The sequence below is a fragment of the Plantibacter sp. lyk4-40-MEA-4 genome (assembly GCF_030209415.1).
Classification (GTDB): Bacteria; Actinomycetota; Actinomycetes; order Actinomycetales; family Microbacteriaceae; genus Plantibacter; species Plantibacter flavus_A.
Window position 1 is genome coordinate 1 of the sequence record NZ_JARVSA010000011.1, and the last position, 15,903, is coordinate 15,903.

Annotated in this window: 20 protein-coding genes; 11 read left to right on the top strand and 9 right to left on the bottom strand. The window is 68.6% G+C overall.

Features of this window, described 5'->3' with window-relative positions; all coding sequences use genetic code 11:
• Positions 1-222: 222 nt before the first annotated feature.
• The 4 genes from QRN44_RS16995 to QRN44_RS17010 all read left to right on the top strand — a co-directional run bounded on the left by QRN44_RS16995 (position 223) and on the right by QRN44_RS17010 (position 2,915).
• Positions 223-1,911 carry an ABC-F family ATP-binding cassette domain-containing protein gene (locus QRN44_RS16995; RefSeq protein ID WP_285039711.1) on the top strand — a complete coding sequence of 563 codons (1,689 nt, stop codon included), beginning with the start codon at positions 223-225 and terminating at the stop codon, positions 1,909-1,911.
• 39 nt (positions 1,912-1,950) lie between these two features.
• Positions 1,951-2,148 carry an antitoxin Phd gene (locus QRN44_RS17000; protein ID WP_071261931.1) on the top strand — a complete coding sequence of 66 codons (198 nt, stop codon included), beginning with the start codon at positions 1,951-1,953 and terminating at the stop codon, positions 2,146-2,148.
• The gene (locus tag QRN44_RS17005) at positions 2,145-2,537 is read left to right on the top strand and encodes a type II toxin-antitoxin system death-on-curing family toxin (protein ID WP_285039712.1); all 393 of its coding nucleotides are present in this window, start codon (positions 2,145-2,147) and stop codon (positions 2,535-2,537) included. The genes QRN44_RS17000 and QRN44_RS17005 overlap by 4 nt, the downstream gene beginning before the upstream one ends.
• Positions 2,538-2,639: 102 nt before the next feature.
• A complete protein-coding gene (locus QRN44_RS17010; RefSeq protein WP_139205466.1) occupies positions 2,640-2,915 on the top strand; it encodes a hypothetical protein in 276 nt (91 codons plus the stop codon).
• Positions 2,916-2,933: 18 nt separating this feature from the next.
• Here QRN44_RS17010 and QRN44_RS17015 read toward each other — a convergent pair whose 3' ends face one another.
• From QRN44_RS17015 to QRN44_RS17030, 4 genes are all read right to left on the bottom strand, one after another.
• The gene (locus tag QRN44_RS17015) at positions 2,934-3,887 is read right to left on the bottom strand and encodes a helix-turn-helix transcriptional regulator (RefSeq protein ID WP_285039715.1); all 954 of its coding nucleotides are present in this window, start codon (positions 3,885-3,887) and stop codon (positions 2,934-2,936) included.
• Between the two features lie 76 nt (positions 3,888-3,963).
• The gene (locus QRN44_RS17020; RefSeq protein ID WP_285039717.1) at positions 3,964-4,335 is read right to left on the bottom strand and encodes a hypothetical protein; all 372 of its coding nucleotides are present in this window, start codon (positions 4,333-4,335) and stop codon (positions 3,964-3,966) included.
• Between the two features lie 88 nt (positions 4,336-4,423).
• On the bottom strand, positions 4,424-4,756 hold the full coding sequence (locus QRN44_RS17025; protein ID WP_064293971.1) for a DUF7882 family protein: 333 nt from the start codon (positions 4,754-4,756) through the stop codon (positions 4,424-4,426).
• 138 nt (positions 4,757-4,894) lie between these two features.
• Positions 4,895-6,451, bottom strand: coding sequence for a deoxyguanosinetriphosphate triphosphohydrolase family protein (locus tag QRN44_RS17030; protein ID WP_285039719.1), 1,557 nt, complete (start codon positions 6,449-6,451; stop codon positions 4,895-4,897).
• Between the two features lie 39 nt (positions 6,452-6,490).
• On the opposite strand from QRN44_RS17030, the gene QRN44_RS17035 reads away from it, so the two are divergent.
• Genes QRN44_RS17035 through QRN44_RS17055 form a run of 5 tightly spaced genes read left to right on the top strand, consistent with a single transcriptional unit; the run spans position 6,491 to position 9,125 of the window.
• Positions 6,491-7,072 (top strand): uracil-DNA glycosylase family protein, encoded by a 582-nt coding sequence (locus QRN44_RS17035; protein WP_079000456.1) that lies wholly within the window; start codon positions 6,491-6,493, stop codon positions 7,070-7,072.
• A gap of 38 nt (positions 7,073-7,110) precedes the next feature.
• Entirely contained in the window at positions 7,111-7,371 is a 261-nt protein-coding gene (locus tag QRN44_RS17040) for a hypothetical protein (RefSeq protein ID WP_147427164.1), read from the top strand.
• Complete coding sequence (locus QRN44_RS17045; RefSeq protein WP_285039722.1) at positions 7,368-7,805, top strand: hypothetical protein; 438 nt, start codon at positions 7,368-7,370, stop codon at positions 7,803-7,805. The genes QRN44_RS17040 and QRN44_RS17045 overlap by 4 nt, the downstream gene beginning before the upstream one ends.
• Positions 7,806-7,834: 29 nt before the next feature.
• Positions 7,835-8,251, top strand: coding sequence for an SH3 domain-containing protein (locus QRN44_RS17050; protein ID WP_285039724.1), 417 nt, complete (start codon positions 7,835-7,837; stop codon positions 8,249-8,251).
• A gap of 46 nt (positions 8,252-8,297) precedes the next feature.
• The gene (locus QRN44_RS17055) at positions 8,298-9,125 is read left to right on the top strand and encodes a MerR family transcriptional regulator (protein WP_175116636.1); all 828 of its coding nucleotides are present in this window, start codon (positions 8,298-8,300) and stop codon (positions 9,123-9,125) included.
• On the opposite strand, the gene QRN44_RS17060 is transcribed toward QRN44_RS17055, so the two are convergent.
• Positions 9,053-9,553, bottom strand: a complete 501-nt coding sequence (locus QRN44_RS17060) for a GNAT family N-acetyltransferase (protein WP_285039727.1) — start codon at positions 9,551-9,553, stop codon at positions 9,053-9,055. The two genes, QRN44_RS17055 and QRN44_RS17060, sit on opposite strands and share 73 nt — an antisense overlap.
• A gap of 286 nt (positions 9,554-9,839) precedes the next feature.
• On the bottom strand, positions 9,840-10,475 hold the full coding sequence (locus QRN44_RS17065) for a TetR/AcrR family transcriptional regulator (protein ID WP_285039728.1): 636 nt from the start codon (positions 10,473-10,475) through the stop codon (positions 9,840-9,842).
• Between the two features lie 66 nt (positions 10,476-10,541).
• Between QRN44_RS17065 and QRN44_RS17070 the strand changes: the two genes are divergently transcribed.
• Positions 10,542-11,264, top strand: a complete 723-nt coding sequence (locus tag QRN44_RS17070) for an NAD(P)H-binding protein (RefSeq protein WP_285039730.1) — start codon at positions 10,542-10,544, stop codon at positions 11,262-11,264.
• Here the strand turns inward: QRN44_RS17070 and QRN44_RS17075 are convergent.
• Positions 11,252-12,241, bottom strand: coding sequence for an aldo/keto reductase (locus tag QRN44_RS17075; protein WP_175117156.1), 990 nt, complete (start codon positions 12,239-12,241; stop codon positions 11,252-11,254). The genes QRN44_RS17070 and QRN44_RS17075 overlap by 13 nt on opposite strands.
• 158 nt (positions 12,242-12,399) lie before the next feature.
• On the opposite strand from QRN44_RS17075, the gene QRN44_RS17080 reads away from it, so the two are divergent.
• Positions 12,400-13,062: a GNAT family N-acetyltransferase gene (locus tag QRN44_RS17080; protein WP_121292874.1), complete on the top strand. Its 663-nt coding sequence runs from the start codon at positions 12,400-12,402 to the stop codon at positions 13,060-13,062.
• 19 nt (positions 13,063-13,081) lie between these two features.
• On the opposite strand, the gene QRN44_RS17085 is transcribed toward QRN44_RS17080, so the two are convergent.
• Complete coding sequence (locus QRN44_RS17085; protein WP_175116633.1) at positions 13,082-14,731, bottom strand: sensor histidine kinase; 1,650 nt, start codon at positions 14,729-14,731, stop codon at positions 13,082-13,084.
• A 187-nt stretch (positions 14,732-14,918) separates the two neighbouring features.
• A complete protein-coding gene (ctlX, locus tag QRN44_RS17090; protein WP_175116632.1) occupies positions 14,919-15,896 on the bottom strand; it encodes a citrulline utilization hydrolase CtlX in 978 nt (325 codons plus the stop codon).
• Positions 15,897-15,903: the final 7 nt, after the last annotated feature.

A 15,903-nucleotide genomic window follows, 5' to 3' on the forward strand; every position in this document is an offset into this window, starting at 1 on the left:
CTCAGTGACCGGAAGGGGGTGCACTCAGTGACCGGAAGGGGGTGCACTCAGTGACCGGGAGGGGGTGCGCTCAGTGAGCGGAACGGGTGCACTCGGTGAGCGCGCGTTGCGCGCGTCCGGATCGACGCCGCTAGACTGGTCGGCTCGCCAGGCGGTGGGCGGCCCGGCGCGAACCAGCGCGGGCCCGTTCGGGAGCGATGGGCTCCCTGGGGAGTGCGCACCATGGGCTACATCGACGTCAGTGACCTCAGCTACACGCTGAGCGACGGACGGACCCTGCTGGACGAGGTCTCGTTCCGCGTCGGCGAAGGGGCGATCGCCGCGCTCATCGGAGCGAACGGCGCCGGCAAGACGACGCTCCTGCGGATCATCCGCGGCGAACTCCAGCCCGACTCCGGGGTCGTCTCCATCGACGGCGGCCTCGGCGTGATGGACCAGTTCGTCGGTCGCGGCGACGACGACCGGACGGTCCGTGACCTCCTCGTCCAGGTCGCACCTCCGCGGGTCCGTGCGGCGGCCGAGGCGGTCGACCGCGCCGAGCTGGCCCTCATGGAGGACGACGTCGAGGCGACGCAGATGGCCTACGCGACGACGCTCGCCGAGTACGCCGACGCCGGCGGGTACGACCAGGAGGTGCTCTGGGACAGCTGCTGCGAGGCGGCACTCGGGGTGCCCTTCGATCGCGCGCAGTGGCGGACGCTCGGAACCCTGTCCGGCGGCGAGCAGAAGCGGCTCGTCCTGGAGGCCCTGTTCCGCGGCCCCGAGCAGGTCCTCCTCCTCGACGAGCCCGACAACTCCCTCGACGTCCCGACGAAGCGCTGGCTCGAGGGGATGCTCGCCGAGACCCGGAAGACGGTCCTCCTCGTCTCGCACGACCGCGAGCTCCTGGCACAGGCGGCGACCCGCATCATCACCCTCGAGGTCGGTGCGGCCGGCAGCACGACGTGGACCCACGGCTCCAGCTTCCGCAGCTACCACGAGGCCCGCGACGCCCGCCTCGACCGACTCGACGAACTCCGCCGGCGCTGGGACGAGGACCGCGTGAAGCTGCGCGCACTCGTGCTTCGTCTGCGCGAGCAGGCCAAGTTCAACGACTCCATGGCCTCCCGCTACCGCGCCGCGCAGACCCGACTCGCCAAGTTCGAGGAGGCCGGTCCGCCTGAGGAGCGGCCGAAGGACCAGCAGGTCACGATGCGCCTCCGCGGCGCACGCACGGGCCGTCGCGCGATCGTCTGCACCGGGCTGGAACTGACCGGCCTCATGCAGCCGTTCGACGCGGAGATCTGGTTCGGCGAGCGCATCGGCGTCCTCGGTTCGAACGGTTCTGGCAAGTCGCACTTCCTCCGGCTGCTCGCCGGTGGTGGGACGGATCCCGATCCGGGCGCTGGGCATCTCGCCGCAGCGGGCGACGCGCTCGTCCCCGTCGAGCACGACGGCGACGCCAAGCTCGGCGCGCGCGTGCAGCCGGGGTGGTTCGCACAGTCGCACCGGCACCCGGAACTCGTCGGCCGGACCTTGCTCGACATCCTGCATCGCGGCGACGAGCACCGATCGGGTCTCCCCCGCGAGGCCGCCAGCCGCGTGCTCGACCGCTACGGGCTGGCGGGTGCGGCCGAGCAGTCGTTCGAGTCGCTCTCCGGTGGACAGCAGGCACGCCTGCAGATCCTCCTGCTCGAACTCTCCGGTGCCACGCTGCTGCTGCTCGACGAGCCGACCGACAACCTCGACCTCGTCTCGGCGGAGGCGCTCGAGCAGGGCCTGGCGGGTTTCGAGGGCACCGTGATCGCGGTCACCCACGACCGTTGGTTCGCGCGCGGCTTCGACCGCTTCCTCGTGTTCGGCTCCGACGGCCGGGTGCAGGCCTCCGACGAGCCCGTCTGGGAGGAGACCCGCGTCGACCGCGCACGGTAGCAGGTACCTGTTCAGGTACCGACGAGCTATCATCGATCCATGCCGGCACTCAACGTGACCTTCACCGACGCGGAACTCGAGCAGCTCCGCGCATCCGCCTCAGGCACGGAGACCTCCCTGAAAGTGTTCGTCCACGATGCCGCATTGGCTGCGGCGAACGACCGGAAGCGGATGATCGCCCAACTCGCGCAGGAGGTCGCAGCGACCTCCGCCGAGCTCAATGCGCGCCTCGCGTGACCGCGTACTTCCTTGACCGCGAGGATGTCCTCACGGCCAGCGCCGCCGCGCTCGGCCACCAGCCTGCCGTCCGTGATTTCGGACTTCTCGACGCTGCGGTCGCCCGGCCGCAGAGCACCGTTTTCGGACTCGACGCCTACCCGGACATCTTCCTGAAAGCGGCAGCCCTACTGCACTCCATCGCTCGCAATCATGCTTTCGTCGACGGAAACAAGCGCACGGCTTGGGCGTCTGCGTGGGTGTTCCTCGGCGTGAACGGCATCCGGCTCAGCCACGGTTTCGACGTGGATGCAGCGGAGGCGTTCATGAACAGCGTCGCCACGGGTGACGCGGAGCTCGCATTCGTCGCATCCGTGCTGCGCAGTTTCACCACCCGGGAGGAGGACTGAGGCGACACCCCCTGCATGAGTCGCCGCCTTGGTCAACCCACCGTCATCCTCAGGACCGTTCCCTACGCTGGCATCAACAACCCGAGCTCGGAGGTGATGGTCATGCAGTACAGCATCGCCATCGGGCGTGCCACCTACGACATCGAACCGGGTGTCGACATCCCTGCGCTCATGTCCGAGATCGAGTCCGCCGTCCAGGTCGGCGGTCGCTTCGTCCGCGTCCCGCTCGCCTCCGACCGGAACCTCGACGTCCTCGTCAGCCCCGGCCTGCACGTCAGCGTGGAGTCCTTCGCGAACCGGGCGTTGGAGATCGTCCCGACGCTCGAGACGGAGAGTCTCTCCGGTCTCGACGAATACGACGAGTTCGGCGAGTTCTGACCCGACCGGTCTCGACGGCTATGAGCCGAGCGTCGTGCTCGGGTACTCGCCGAAGCGGTTGGTGTAGGAAGCGGAGAAGCGCCCGAGATGGGCGAAGCCCCATCGCTTGGCGATCTCTGCGACCGTGGTCAGCCCCGGGTCGGCCTGACGAAGTTCCTCCTGCACCCGATCGAGCCGGACGCGCCTGAGGTAGTCGATCGCGGTGATGTCGTGCTCCTTGCGGAAGGCACTCTGGAGACTGCGCTGGCTCATGCCGACCGCTTCGGCCACGTCCTCCGTTCGGATCGGCAGATGCGCGTTGGCGATCATGAACTCGACGGCCGCACGGGTCTTCCCGGCCCTCGGTACCCCGATCTCGACCGGCGCATGGAGCGCCGTGTGCGGAAAGGTCTCCAAGAGCGCGACCGCTGCCGCGCGGTTCGCCTCGGACCGCAGGAGCACTGGACTCGCGTCGTCATAGATGACCCGGGCGACGGACGTCACCGAGGCGGCCCATCGACGGAGCTGTTCTCCGGACGGGCGGGCCGTCGTGTCGAAGAGGATCGGGCCGCTCGTGCCCTCCACCTCGCCGGCCACGCGCTCGAGGAACGTCCCGTCAAAGTGCATGAGGTTCTGCCGGTAGTCCGCGAATTCGAACTCGGCGAGGCGATTGTTCGCGAACATCGCCGGCTGCCCGTGCACGAGTCGAACCGGATCACCGGCGAGATCGGTGGCGCCACTGCCGCCGGTCAACCACGAGACGATGTACTCGCCCTGCGTCAGGACCGTGCCCGTGACGTGGCCGTCGAACTGGGTGCCGCGCAGGGTCAGTTCCTCGTCACCGATGGCGGTGTATCGGAAGGTGAACTCGGATTCCGTGGGCTCGATGACCATCGAGCCGGCGTTGTAGGCACCGGCGAACAGGTCGCGGGCCTCGTCGACGTCGCGACCTGCGACCTCGGACCGCTCGGCGGGCCCCGTGTGTTCGCTCATCGTTCATAGAATCTCACGACGATCCGGAACTGTCACCCTTGACGGGGCGTCCGGACGTGGAGCAGTCCACTCGATGTCAGGCGGTCCCTTGCAGGAAGCCGTGTTCCACACCCAGGACGTCGGTCATCGCCGACGACGTGATGTTGGCGAACCGCGGCAGCACCGTCGTCTCGTGGACAGCGGTCGGCCGCTCGGACCAGACGGTGACGACGATGAGGCCGCCCTCGGCGCGAAGCGACCACGCGACGACGTTCCGGGTGAGGATACGGACGGTCTCCCCGTCGACGTCCAGGGCGATGGCCGAGCGGCTGAGCGACAGGCCGCCACCCACCTCGGCGCTGACGTGCGAGGTCTCGAAGACGATGTCGGTCCGGTCGAGCAGCCGGCCCGTGGTGCGCGCGTCATCGAGGGCGAGGAAGTCGGGCGCACTGGAAGACCAGGTCGTCACGGTCCCACCCCCAACTGGTGTTTCGCAGATGCCCGACGGCCGGAGCTCGTCGTGACGTTGATCGATCCGCCGGAGCGGACCCTCGGACCTAGGCCGCCGACTCGACGCGCTTGACGCCGCTTGCAGCGGGCTCCGGAACGACTCGCATGCCCTTGGCACTGTTGGCCTGCTCGAGGAGCGCGGCCAGCCATTCCCGGTTGAGTTCAGGGGCACGGCTGCCGTAGAACGAGAACTGGAGGGGGATCATCGGGTTCAGCCAGAGCGACTGGCGTCCGGTACCGCGGCCGGGCACGGCATCGAGGTGGAACGCGAAGCTCTCGTTGCGGCGGAACTTCGTGAAGATGACCGTCTGCAGGTGAGCGAGCAGTCGGTCTTCGATCTCGTGCGGGGTCGGAGGGGTTCCGTAGAGGAGGTTGCCCATGGTCGCGCCATCCGTTCAGTCGTGGTCCGAGGAGATTCCCGGCGCCAGGAATAACGCTAGACGGTCTAGCATTTCGGCGCTCAGAACTATCCGAAATGCGCCGACACCCGTCGTCGAGGTCCTCAACGACGGTGTGGATCAGCTCCCGAAGGCCCAGGCTTCGCGATCGCCGCGCAGTCTGGCCGCGAGCGCCGTCGCCTGTTCGTCCGTCAGCGAGGCGACGTAGTCGAGGATGCCGCGCGCCCGACCGAGGCGCCCCAGTGCGCGCGGGTCGCTCTGCGGACGACCGTCGTCGGACTCGGGGTCGGCCGGAAGCCAGTCGGGGTTGTCCGCCCGCAGGCGGAAGTAGCCGTCCGTGGCGAGTTCGACGAAGTCGAGCAGTTTCTGCGGCGCGCGCGGGCCGTCGCGCGGGTCATCGAGCCAGTTGTCCAGTTCGGTGACGAGCACGTCGAGCACCCGCGACTGGCCGCGCTGATAGGTGGCGAAGTCCGGCCGGTCGATGACGAACCGGGTGTGGACGAACTTCAACACGGTGACGTCGTGCCACGCCTCGGGCAGGAGTGACACATGACCGGATCGCACGTTCGGCTCCTCCACGACGAGGACGGAACGCTGGAGGCGGCCGATCCAGGACGACACGAAGGATTCGATGGCGCGCTCGGTGCGGCTGGAACCGTCGAAGGGGACCGCGAGGAGTCCTTCGACGAGCTCGGTCGCGACCCGCTGGACCGACGCCCGGAAGTGCTCGTCGCTGGCGATCCACGGGTCGCGCGAGACGATCCGCCGGCGCAACAGTTCGAGCGAGTGGCCGGGTGCGCGGTTCCAGAGTTCCTCGGCGTCGAGCGCGGCGAGGGTGTGCTGGTCGCGGAGGAAGGTGCGGAACTCGACCGCCACCGCCGCCTGCTGCAGGACGCCGGCCCGGTAGAAGTCGTCGAGGTCGTGCAGGGAGTAGGCGATGTCGTCGGCGACGTCCATCACGGAGCACTCGACGGTCTGCTGCCAGGGGGCGATCGCGGTGAACGCACTGCGGGCGTCGAGCATGTCGTCGAGATCGAGGGTGTACGCGGAGAACTTCGGCGGCGCGGTCTCCCAGCGGCTGGCGGTGGACCCGCGCGGCATCCTCGTCGGGTCGGTGGGGTCGAGGTCGGGACGGTGGATGGTGCGGCCCCAGGGGTACTTGAGCACGGCGGCGCGGGAGGCCGCCGTGAGGTTGAGGCCCTCCTTCACCGTCTCGCACACGTCGAGCGCGGAGAGGATGCGGAACGACTGCGCGTTGCCCTCGAAGCCTTCCGCGAGGCCGAGTCGCTCTCGGGCCAGGCGGTCGAGGACCTGCTCGCCGAGGTGGCCGAACGGCGGGTGGCCGAGGTCGTGAGCTGAGGCCGCTGCCTGCACGACGACCGGGTCGCAACCGCCGAGCCGCTCGACGATGGCGTTCTGCTCGGGATCGGTCGTGGTGAGCTGCATGGCGATGGCGCGGGCGACCGCGGTCACCTTGATCGAGTGCGTGAGCCGGTTGTGGACGACCTGGCCGACACCGGAGGGCGAGACGACCTGCGTCACGGCGGACAACCGCGCGAAGTACGGGGAGAACCGGATGCGCTCGAGGTCGACCCGGTACTCGGGGTACTCCTCGCCGGTCGCGAACCGGTCCACCGGCTCGGGGATGAGTCGCCGTCGCCGCTGGTCGTCGTCCATCCCCTCACTGTATTGGGCGGCGGGTGGGAGACTGCAGGGATGCATCCGATCGATCGACTTCGAGCCGAGGTCGCCGCGCACGAGTCGAACGCCTGGGCCCGCGAACTCGGCTGGGAACCGCTCTTCGTCGCCTCCCCCGAGGCACGGGTCCTCATCATCAGTCAAGCGCCTGGTCGCCTGGCGCAGGAGTCGGGCATCCCGTGGAACGACCCGAGCGGCGTCCTCCTCCGCTCATGGATGGGTGTGACGCCCGAGGAGTTCTACGACCCGGCGAACGTCGCGATCATCCCGATGGACTTCTACTTCCCGGGCAAGGGGACGAGCGGCGACCTGCCGCCTCGCCGGGACTTCGCACCGCGCTGGCATCCGCCCCTGCTCGAGCGGCTGACGGAGGTGCGCTTGACGATCCTCATCGGCGCCTACGCCCAGCGCGCCTACCTCGGACCGCGGGCCGGTCGCACCCTGACGGAGAACGTCCGTGCCGCGGAGACCCACCTGCCCTTCTTCCCGATCGTGCACCCGTCGCCGCTCGCGCGCGGCTGGCGCAGCAAGAACCCCTGGTTCCAGGAGGAGACGGTCCCGCTGCTCGCCGCACAGGTGCGGGCGGCGCTCACGGCGTGAATCAGGACGGAACCCGCGGTCCCGTCTAGGCTCCATCCATGGCGGAAGCTCGAAATACTCGGAACCGGACGCTCCAGCTCGTCTGTGGATGGATTCTGGCTGCGCTCGGGCTCATGCAAGTCGTCCTCAAGTTGACGGACTGGTCCGGCTCACCCGGCGACTGGTTCTCCGTCATCGTGGCGCTGGTGCAGTTCGTGGCGGGCGTCGTGATCGTGATCCATGCCGCCCGCCTGCCGAAAAGACCGGAAGACCACGACAATTCGCCGGCATCCGATCGATCGATGAAGGACACACGGTGACCGACGAACCGAACACGGATGGTGGCCTGCGCCAATCGGTCCAACCGCCGACGCATCCGGATCCGGGTGCCGAGTCCGCGGAGCTGGAGGGCCCGGTCAGCGGGCGAGCGGCCGGGATCGGCATCACGCTGCTCCTGTTCGCGCTGCTGATCGTGAGCTGGTTCGTCCAACTCTCGTTCGCCCTGCAGGGCGAGTTCGGGCCGCCCGAGGACCGGCTGAGCGGTGGCGGCATGCTCGGTGGCTTCATCCTCGGCGCCGCGATCGCGATCGCTCCGCCGATCGTCACGCTCATCCTGCAGGCGAGGGTCCACAAGCGGACCCCTCGTCACTCGATCGTCGCCGTCATCGGCGCAGTCGTCGTGCTCATCATCGCCGTACCGATCAACGCCATCGTGGTCGGCCTCCAAGCGGTGAGCGTCATCAGCGGAAACTAGGAGCCCTCCTCCGCCGACGCTCCGAGCTCGTGCGCGAGGCCGCATCCGGCGGTGGCTCCATGGCGTGTATCCCGGCGGCGAAGGACCGCACTGAGAGGATTGACGCTGTGCGATGCGTCTTGATTGCTGATCATGAGATTCCCGAGCGCCCGCCGTTGACGGTGAGGCCCGGAGACGTCGTTCAGGTCGGGGACCGGGACACAGAGTGGCCCGCGTTCGTGTTCGTGACGGCATCACACGGAACGGGTTGGGTGCCCGCCCGCCATCTCGACGTCGACGGGTCGGTGGGTGTCGTCCGCGCCGGATACGACACCACCGAGCTGCCCGCAGTCACCGGCGACACCGTCGACGTCGTCGAGGATGATCCGGAAAGCGGCTGGTCCTGGTGTCGGAACGCCGACGGTCGCAAGGGGTGGATTCCCCACCGCGTGCTCACGGTGGGGTGATCGAGATGCTTGACTCTGACACCGTGTGAGGAGGGAGAACTGAGACATGTTGTCCATCGGAGCGTTCGCGCAGATCGGCCAGGTGACCCATCGGATGCTCCGGCATTGGGACACCGCAGGTCTGCTCGTGCCTGCCCATGTGGACGAGTCCAGCGGCTACCGCTCGTATGATCCTTCGCAGTTGGAACGACTGCATCGGATCGTGGCGCTTCGCCATCTCGGCTTCGGTCTCGAGGACGTCGCCCTGATCCTCGACCAAGGGGTGGATGCCACGCGCATCGCCCGGTTGTTGCAGGCGCGTCGAGCCGAGGTCGAACGCGAGCAGCGCGTCGCGGCCGCACGACTCGTCGATGTGGAACGGCGGCTCCACCTCATCGAAAGAGAGCATCACATGTCAGAGATCGAGATCATCGAGAAACCCCTGCCCGCCGTTCGCCTGGCCGCCCGCCGTGGCATCGTCCCCTCCCAGCCGGACATCGCGGACTTCGTCGGACCCTCGTTCGACGCGGTCGCGTCCATCATCGGAGACGAGAGCGGTTCGCTGACCACGCCGATCGCGCAGTACAGCGCGAGCGAGGACGGCACGGAAGTCGTCGTCGGCTACGCCTACAACGGCGCGCCCCGCGAAGGCTTCGAGGTCGTCGAGCTGCCGGCAGAGCACCTGGCGATCTGCGGCATCCATCTCGGATCGATGGACCGGATCGCTGAGAGCTGGCAGTCGATCCACGCCGAGATCATCGCCCGGGGCTTCGTGCCGGCGGGGCCGTGCCGCGAGCTCTACGTTCGGGCGGTGTCGGAGGATCAGTCCGACTGGGTCACGGAACTGCAGCAGCCGATCGCTGCCGCCTCGGTGCTGCGGGACATCAGGACATAGGGCGCTCGTCCAGCGTGGTCGGTGACCGTCTGACGCGGCTCGAACCCGACGGCTCGCCAGAACCGGACGCCGCGCTCGTTCCCGACCTCCGGGTCGACGGTGAGTCGAGCGATGTTCCGTTCCCTTGCGCGGGCCACCATGGCATCGACCACCCGTCGACCGGTCCCCTGACCTCGCGCGGAGGGCGACAAGACGAGGTCGATCCCAGCGCAGTCAGCCCCGTCCACGTGCAGCTGGACGAGCCCGACCGCCTGCTCCTCGACGAGGACGAGGTAGCACTCGACGTCGGGCAGTCGCGCCCCTAGGTACTTGGCGCGGATGAGTTCGTCGGAAAGCCGTCCCGGCCCGCCCCATCCGTGGAAGGAAGGGTCATCGAACAGGCGACGAAGCGTGATGAAGTCATCCGTGGACGCGAGTTTCAGCCTCATCGAAGCCATCATGCCCGGGGGCCAGTGAGCGTCCATCCCCGCGGGCCGCCCTTACAGACCGGCGATTTCAGCCGATCGCACGACGAAGTACACGAGGATGGCGACGAATGCCACGACGAGGACGACGGCGGTCCAGAACATCACGATGCGAAGCCGTCGTATCTGTGGAGATTCGCCGGGTCGATTCCAGGGTGCGCGAGCCATGGAGCAACCATAACGGGGGTGGGTCGGCGAACACGTCATCGCGCTCGCTCCCGCCGACTCCCCGCGCTGAGGAAGCCGCCGCTCAGGTCCTGCGGTCTCGAGTGGCATCGGGGACGGCAGACGCCGACGCGACGGCACGAACCACCACGGCGAGTGTCGAGGAGGCCTGGGCGGTTGAGAGCGACCCGGACATGGCACTTCGGGCGAGGGCGTCCCCGGCACCGACGACAGCTACCAACGATGCACTCACGAGGGGTCCGGTCCAAGGCTCCAGCGCCTCGCGACAGATCTCGAGATACGCCAGCTCCGCCTCCGACCGCAGGGCGCTCAGGGTCGTCGACCCGCGGAGGGCGTCCACCACGGCCGCAAGCTCCAACCCTTCAGCGACCCAGCACGCGATGTAGGCCTCGGCGACCAGGTCGGCTACAGCATCGAGGTCCCGCGGGGCGCTCTCGAGGGCCCGGAGCAGGACGTCTCGCTGGTGGGACTCGAAGGCTCGGTAGGCCTCGGAGAACAGCCCCGACAGATCGCCGAAGTGGTCGTAGGCCACGGGCTTCGTCACGCCGGCGTGCGCGGCCACGCGCGCCAGGGTGACATCCGCGAGGTCCTGCGTGCGGATCAGGTCGCGGAACGCATCGAGCAACTGCGCGTGGCGCGCATCCCACGAGAGGCGGCGTTTCGGCGTCGACCTCAGGCTGTCGTCCGCGGTGGTTTCCATCCCCCGATCCTATCTACTTTCGGTAAGTTACTATCGGTAGGTAACAGATCGAGAGGATCACCCATGATGCCACGAGACACTATCGCCGCCACCGAAGGTTCGATAGAGGAGACTTCGATCGCATCCTCAACGCGCGTCTTCATCTTCGGGATCACGGGCAGGGTCGGTCGCATGCTGGCGACCCGGCTCCGCGCCAGAGGCGCCAGCGTCGCAGGTCTCACGAGGTCGCTGCTGGACCCCGCCCTCCACGCCGACGGAGTGACGACCGTGACCGGCGAGCTCGGGGTCGCCACCACAGAGGAGATCACGTCGATGATCTCGGACTGGGACGTCATCGTCTTCGCCGCGGGGTCGAACGCCGGAGCTCAAAGTGTGACAAACGACATCGACGACGCGGCGCTCCAGCGCGTGTCGGATGCAGTGATGGCATCACCGGGAAAACGCCTCATCTTGCTGTCCGTCCTGCCGGAGGCCTGGCGCGAGCGGCAGCTGAGCGACGACGAGGAACACTACTTCGCCGTCAAGAAACGCGCGGAGGTCGCCCTCACCCGTCAGCCGATCGACTGGGTCATCCTCCGCCCGTCCCTGCTGACCGACGACCCGGGCCGGGGGACGGTCGCCCTCGGGCCCGCCGAGCTCCACGACGAGATCACACGCGAGGACGTGGCCGCGGTCCTCGAGGCACTCGTCCTCGAGCCGACCATCAACCGGCGGATCCTCGAAGTGAACACCGGGCCGACCGCCATCAGCGAGGCGGTCGGCCGCGTCGCACGTTCCTACCAGGCGTAGGCTTCCGGGGCCTGGCCACCGGGACCGGGGAAGAGCTCGTCGAGAGAGGCGAGGTCATCGGCGCTCAGCTCGATGTCGACTGCTGCGACGGCGGACTCCAGCTGCTCGATCGTGCGCGGTCCGATGATCGGGCCGGTCACGCCGGGCTGGTGCAGAAGCCACGCGAGACCGAGCGACGCCGAGGTCCAGCCACGCTCGGCCGCGAAGCGGTCGTAGGCGTCGAGTTGCTCCTGCTGCTTGGCACGGGCCTCGGTGATGCGGGACTCGCCCGACCGCGCGCGCTTGTCGGAGGAACCACCGCTCAGCAGACCACCGGACAGCGGCGACCACGGCAGGATGCCGAGCCCGTAGTGCTGCGCGGCGGGGATGACCTCGAGTTCGATCGAGCGCTGCGCGAGGTTGTAGAGCGACTGCTCGCTGACGAGACCGAGGAAGTGCCGCTGAGATGCGACCTCGTTCGCCTGCGCGATGTTCCACGCCGCGAAGTTCGAGCTGCCCGTGTAGACGACCTCGCCGCGCGCGACGAGCACCTCCATGGCTTGCCACAGCTCCTGCCAGGAGATGTGACGGTCGATGTGGTGGAACTGGTACAGGTCGATCCGGTCCGTCTGCAGTCGCTCGAGCGACGCGATCGCCTCGCGACGCACCTGCCAAGCCGACGCACCACGCGCGTTCACCACATCCGAGCCGTCATCGTTCGGGGCGACCATGGGCGAGTGGACCTTCGTCGCCAGGACGATGTCGTCACGGACGCCGGGGCGGGCTGCGAACCAGCGGCCGATGATCTCCTCCGTCGCGCCACGACCGGCGCTGCCGCCATACGCGTTCGCCGTGTCGAAGAAGTTGACGCCGAGGTCGAACGCCCGGTCCATGATCGCGAACGAGTCCTCCTCGCTGGTCCGATCGCCGAAGTTCATCGTGCCGAGCACGATCCGGGAGACCGTCGTCCCCGTGCGGCCGAGGTGCGTGTACTTCATCGTGGAGCCCTTCTCATCGTCGAACCGGGCCGCGATCCCGCGGCGCGTCGAGTGTGTCACGGAAGCCGCCCTCCACACCCCCGGCTCGACAGGGCGGCCTCGACCGGCTACAGCGCCTCCCGGTACCTGGCGTCCGCCCGAGGCGATACCGTGGCCTGATGCTCAGCCTCACCGACGTCTGGCCGCTGTTCGGCCTGGAGATCCGCACGCCGAGACTCGTCCTGCGCCTCGTGCGCGACGAGGACCTCCCCGGACTGATCGAGGCCGCCCTCGCCGGCGTCCACGACCCCGCCGTCATGCCGTTCTCCACACCGTGGACCGACCAGCCGCGCGAACAACTCATCCGCGAGACGGCTCGGTTCCTCTGGACGCAGCGCGCAACGGTGACTCCTTCCTCCTGGACGCTCAATCTCGCGATCCTCCTGGACGGGACGCCGATCGGTCTCCAGGACGTCGGCGCCCGCGACTTCGCCGTCACGCGGACGGTCGGGAGCGGTTCCTGGTTGACGCAGGCACATCAGGGCAAGGGGCTCGGCATCGAGATGCGGGCCGGCATGCTCCAGTTCGCCTTCGACCACCTCGCCGCGGAGGTCGCCGTGTCGGACGCCGCCGTCTGGAACGGCGCATCGCTCGGCGTCTCGCGTCGACTCGGCTATCGGGACAACGGTCTGCAACGCTTCATCGGCCGACCGGGCGAACTCGTCGAGTCGCAGGGCCTCCGGCTGCACCGCGACGAGTTCATTCGGCCCGACTGGACGGCCGAGGTCACCGGCCTCGACGCGGCACGGTCGGCACTCCTCGGTGAACCGTCAGCAGACTAGGGCTGGCCGAGCGTTCGCGTCATCGTGACGGTGTGCGGACAGGCTCCGATGGCAGGACGAGGGTCGCGACGGTCCCACCGGGGACGTGTGCGACCGCGGGTGTGCTCCGCAGGGTCACGGAGCCGCCATGGGCCTCGGCGATCGCCCGCGCTGCCGGCAGGCCGAGTCCCACGCCCTGCACCGCCTGGTCCCGCGCGTACTCGGCCCGGTAGAACTTGTCGAAGGCCTGACGGAGTTCGTCGGCGCTCATCCCGACGCCCGTGTCGCTGACGGTCACCTCGGCGTGCCCGTCGCCCGGCTCGACGACCACGTCGACCGTCCCATCGGCCGGCGTGAACTTCACGGCGTTGGCGACGAGCTCGGTGATCGCACGGAGGACCTGCTCGGGGTCCGCGGAGACGACCGCCGCCGCGTCGGCGTGCAGTCGGACGGCCGGACCCGAGATTCCCGCGGTCGACGTCTCGATCGCACGCGTGGCTACGTCCGTGAGGTCGATACGACTCGGCGCGATCTGAACCGTCGAGTCGGACGCGGTCAACAGCTCCTGCACCCGCCGCTCCAACTCGACCGCGTTGCGCTGGACCACCCGCAGCGCCGGGAGCAGGCCGGGGGCGTCGACTTCGGCGTCGTCCATGATCAGTTCGAGGTAGCCGTGGATGGAGGTGAGCGGCGTCCGCAACTCGTGCGAGACCGTCGTGAGGAACGCCTCACGGACGTTGATCGCATTCGCGAGCTCGGTGACGTCGTGTGCGACGATGACCGTCCCCAGATGCGTGTCGCCGTTGCGCATGACCCGCGTGGAGCTGGCGAGGATCGCACGCTGTTGCCCGGCCTCCCCCACCCATTCGAGATGGTTCGACAGCAGCTCGCCCCGCAGCGCTCTGGGGATGATCTGCTCGTCGAACGGGATCGGTGTCCGGCGGTCGGCTTGGAGCACGTGTTCCCCGGCATACGGCGGGGTGTCCAGCCGGAACCCGACGGCGGCGACCATGTCCGCGGCATGCGCGTTCGCCACGCCCAGGGTGCCGTCCGCCGTGTAGAAGGCCACGCCCGCGTCCACCGTCTCGAGGATCGATTCGGCGAGCGCCTCCGCGTCGAGCGCCCTGGCGAGCGAGCGTTCGAGCTGCGAGGCCTGCTCCTGGATGGCTTGTCGGCTCCGTCGCAGTTGGCGGGCCCCGATGTTCACGGCGACCGCGATACCGATCGTGAGCATGGGCAGCAGGGCGACATTGAGCCAGTCCACGGCGGTCTCCGGCGTGCGAGCCCGGAGGACGTAGGGAGCACTGCTGATGAACAGGGTCCCCGCCACGGCCAGGATGATCATCCGCGGGGTGAACCCGAACGCCAACCAGAGGACGGGGAAGATGCAGAGCAGGCTCGCGCCCGGAGTCACACTGATGAGCTCGAGCCGGATGCTCGCGACGGCGAGGAGGTCGAGGACCGCGATGACGGCCATCGCGTGCGTCGGCCAGCGTTCCCAGGGCAGGAATCCCGCCAGGAGGGTGCTGATCGCCGCGAGAGCGGTGCCCGAGAGGACGGCGACCGTGAAGAACCGCTCGGGCAGGACGATCGCGACGAGGATCGCGACGATGCCGAAGGCTATCGCGAACGGGAGCTGTGCGCGGGCGAACACCCGGAGTCGGCCGCGTCGAGAGGCTTCATGTTCCAACAGCGGCATGATCGCCCACTCCCTGCAGCTCGGTCAGAGAGGACGTCGGCCGGATTCCGCGTCGATCAGCTGATCGATCGTCAATCTAGCCCATGCGCACGCGATCAGCCATCGGCGGAGGCCTGTCGGGCCCAGGCACTGCGTCTGACGGATGGATTTGCGTCAATCGGATCACCGATCGGTGGAATCAGGACCGGGCGAGCTGGGCGGTCGGTGCCACATCGGACGCCGTCGCCGCAGGCCGCCGGTCCAGATGGATCCCGGCGATCATGCATCGGACGGAACCCCCGGCGAGTTCGATCGTCGGGACGTCCAGCGGCAGGATCCGGCAGCTGCGCTCGATGATCGCGAGTTGTTCCGACCGCAGACTCTGGACGGCGCGACTCGAGATCGCGAGGAGGCGTTCCCCCGTCGCCGAACGCAACTCGATCGCATTGCCGGCGAAGTCGCAGACCTGTCCGTAGTCGAGATCGACGATCGTCCGTCCGTGAGCCGTCAGCCGCTCGATCACCTGATCGCGCCGCGCCGGCGAGGCGATCAGGTCGAGACCGACGAGCGCGAACTCGGTCGCCACGCCCATCATGACGTTGGTGTGGTAGATCGGGACCCCGTGGGGGTCGACCGCGTCGAAGACGAGCGGCTCGTAGCCGAAGTTGGTGCAGAACCGCTCGAGGGCGATCGGGTCGGCGCGGTGGGATCGCGCGACGAACGCCACTCGCGCTGCGTGATCGAGCACCATCGCACCGGTGCCCTCGAGGAACACGTCGTCGAGCTCCAGCCCCGAGTAGTCGATGACGTCCTGCACGCGGTACTCGCGCTTCAGCATCTCGACGATGTCCCACCGGCGCTCGCGTCGGCGGTTCACCGCGTACATCGGGTAGACGGCCAGGTGCCCGCCCGCATGGGTGGACAGCCAGTTGTTGGGGAAGACGCTGTCGGGGCGGTCCGGGTCCTCATCGTCGAACAGGTGGACGCGGACGCCCGCGGCATCGAGGGCCTGCGCCACGGCGGTGACCTCGTCGAACGCCGCGTGAGCCACCCCGGCCACGGACGCCGACGGGACGCCCTCCGCCACCTGGAAGACATTGTCGGCCGCGGTCAGCGGGTTCGGCGTGAACCGGTGCGGCCGGATGAGCACCACGGCCGACGGCGCCTGGACGGACATGCGGGAC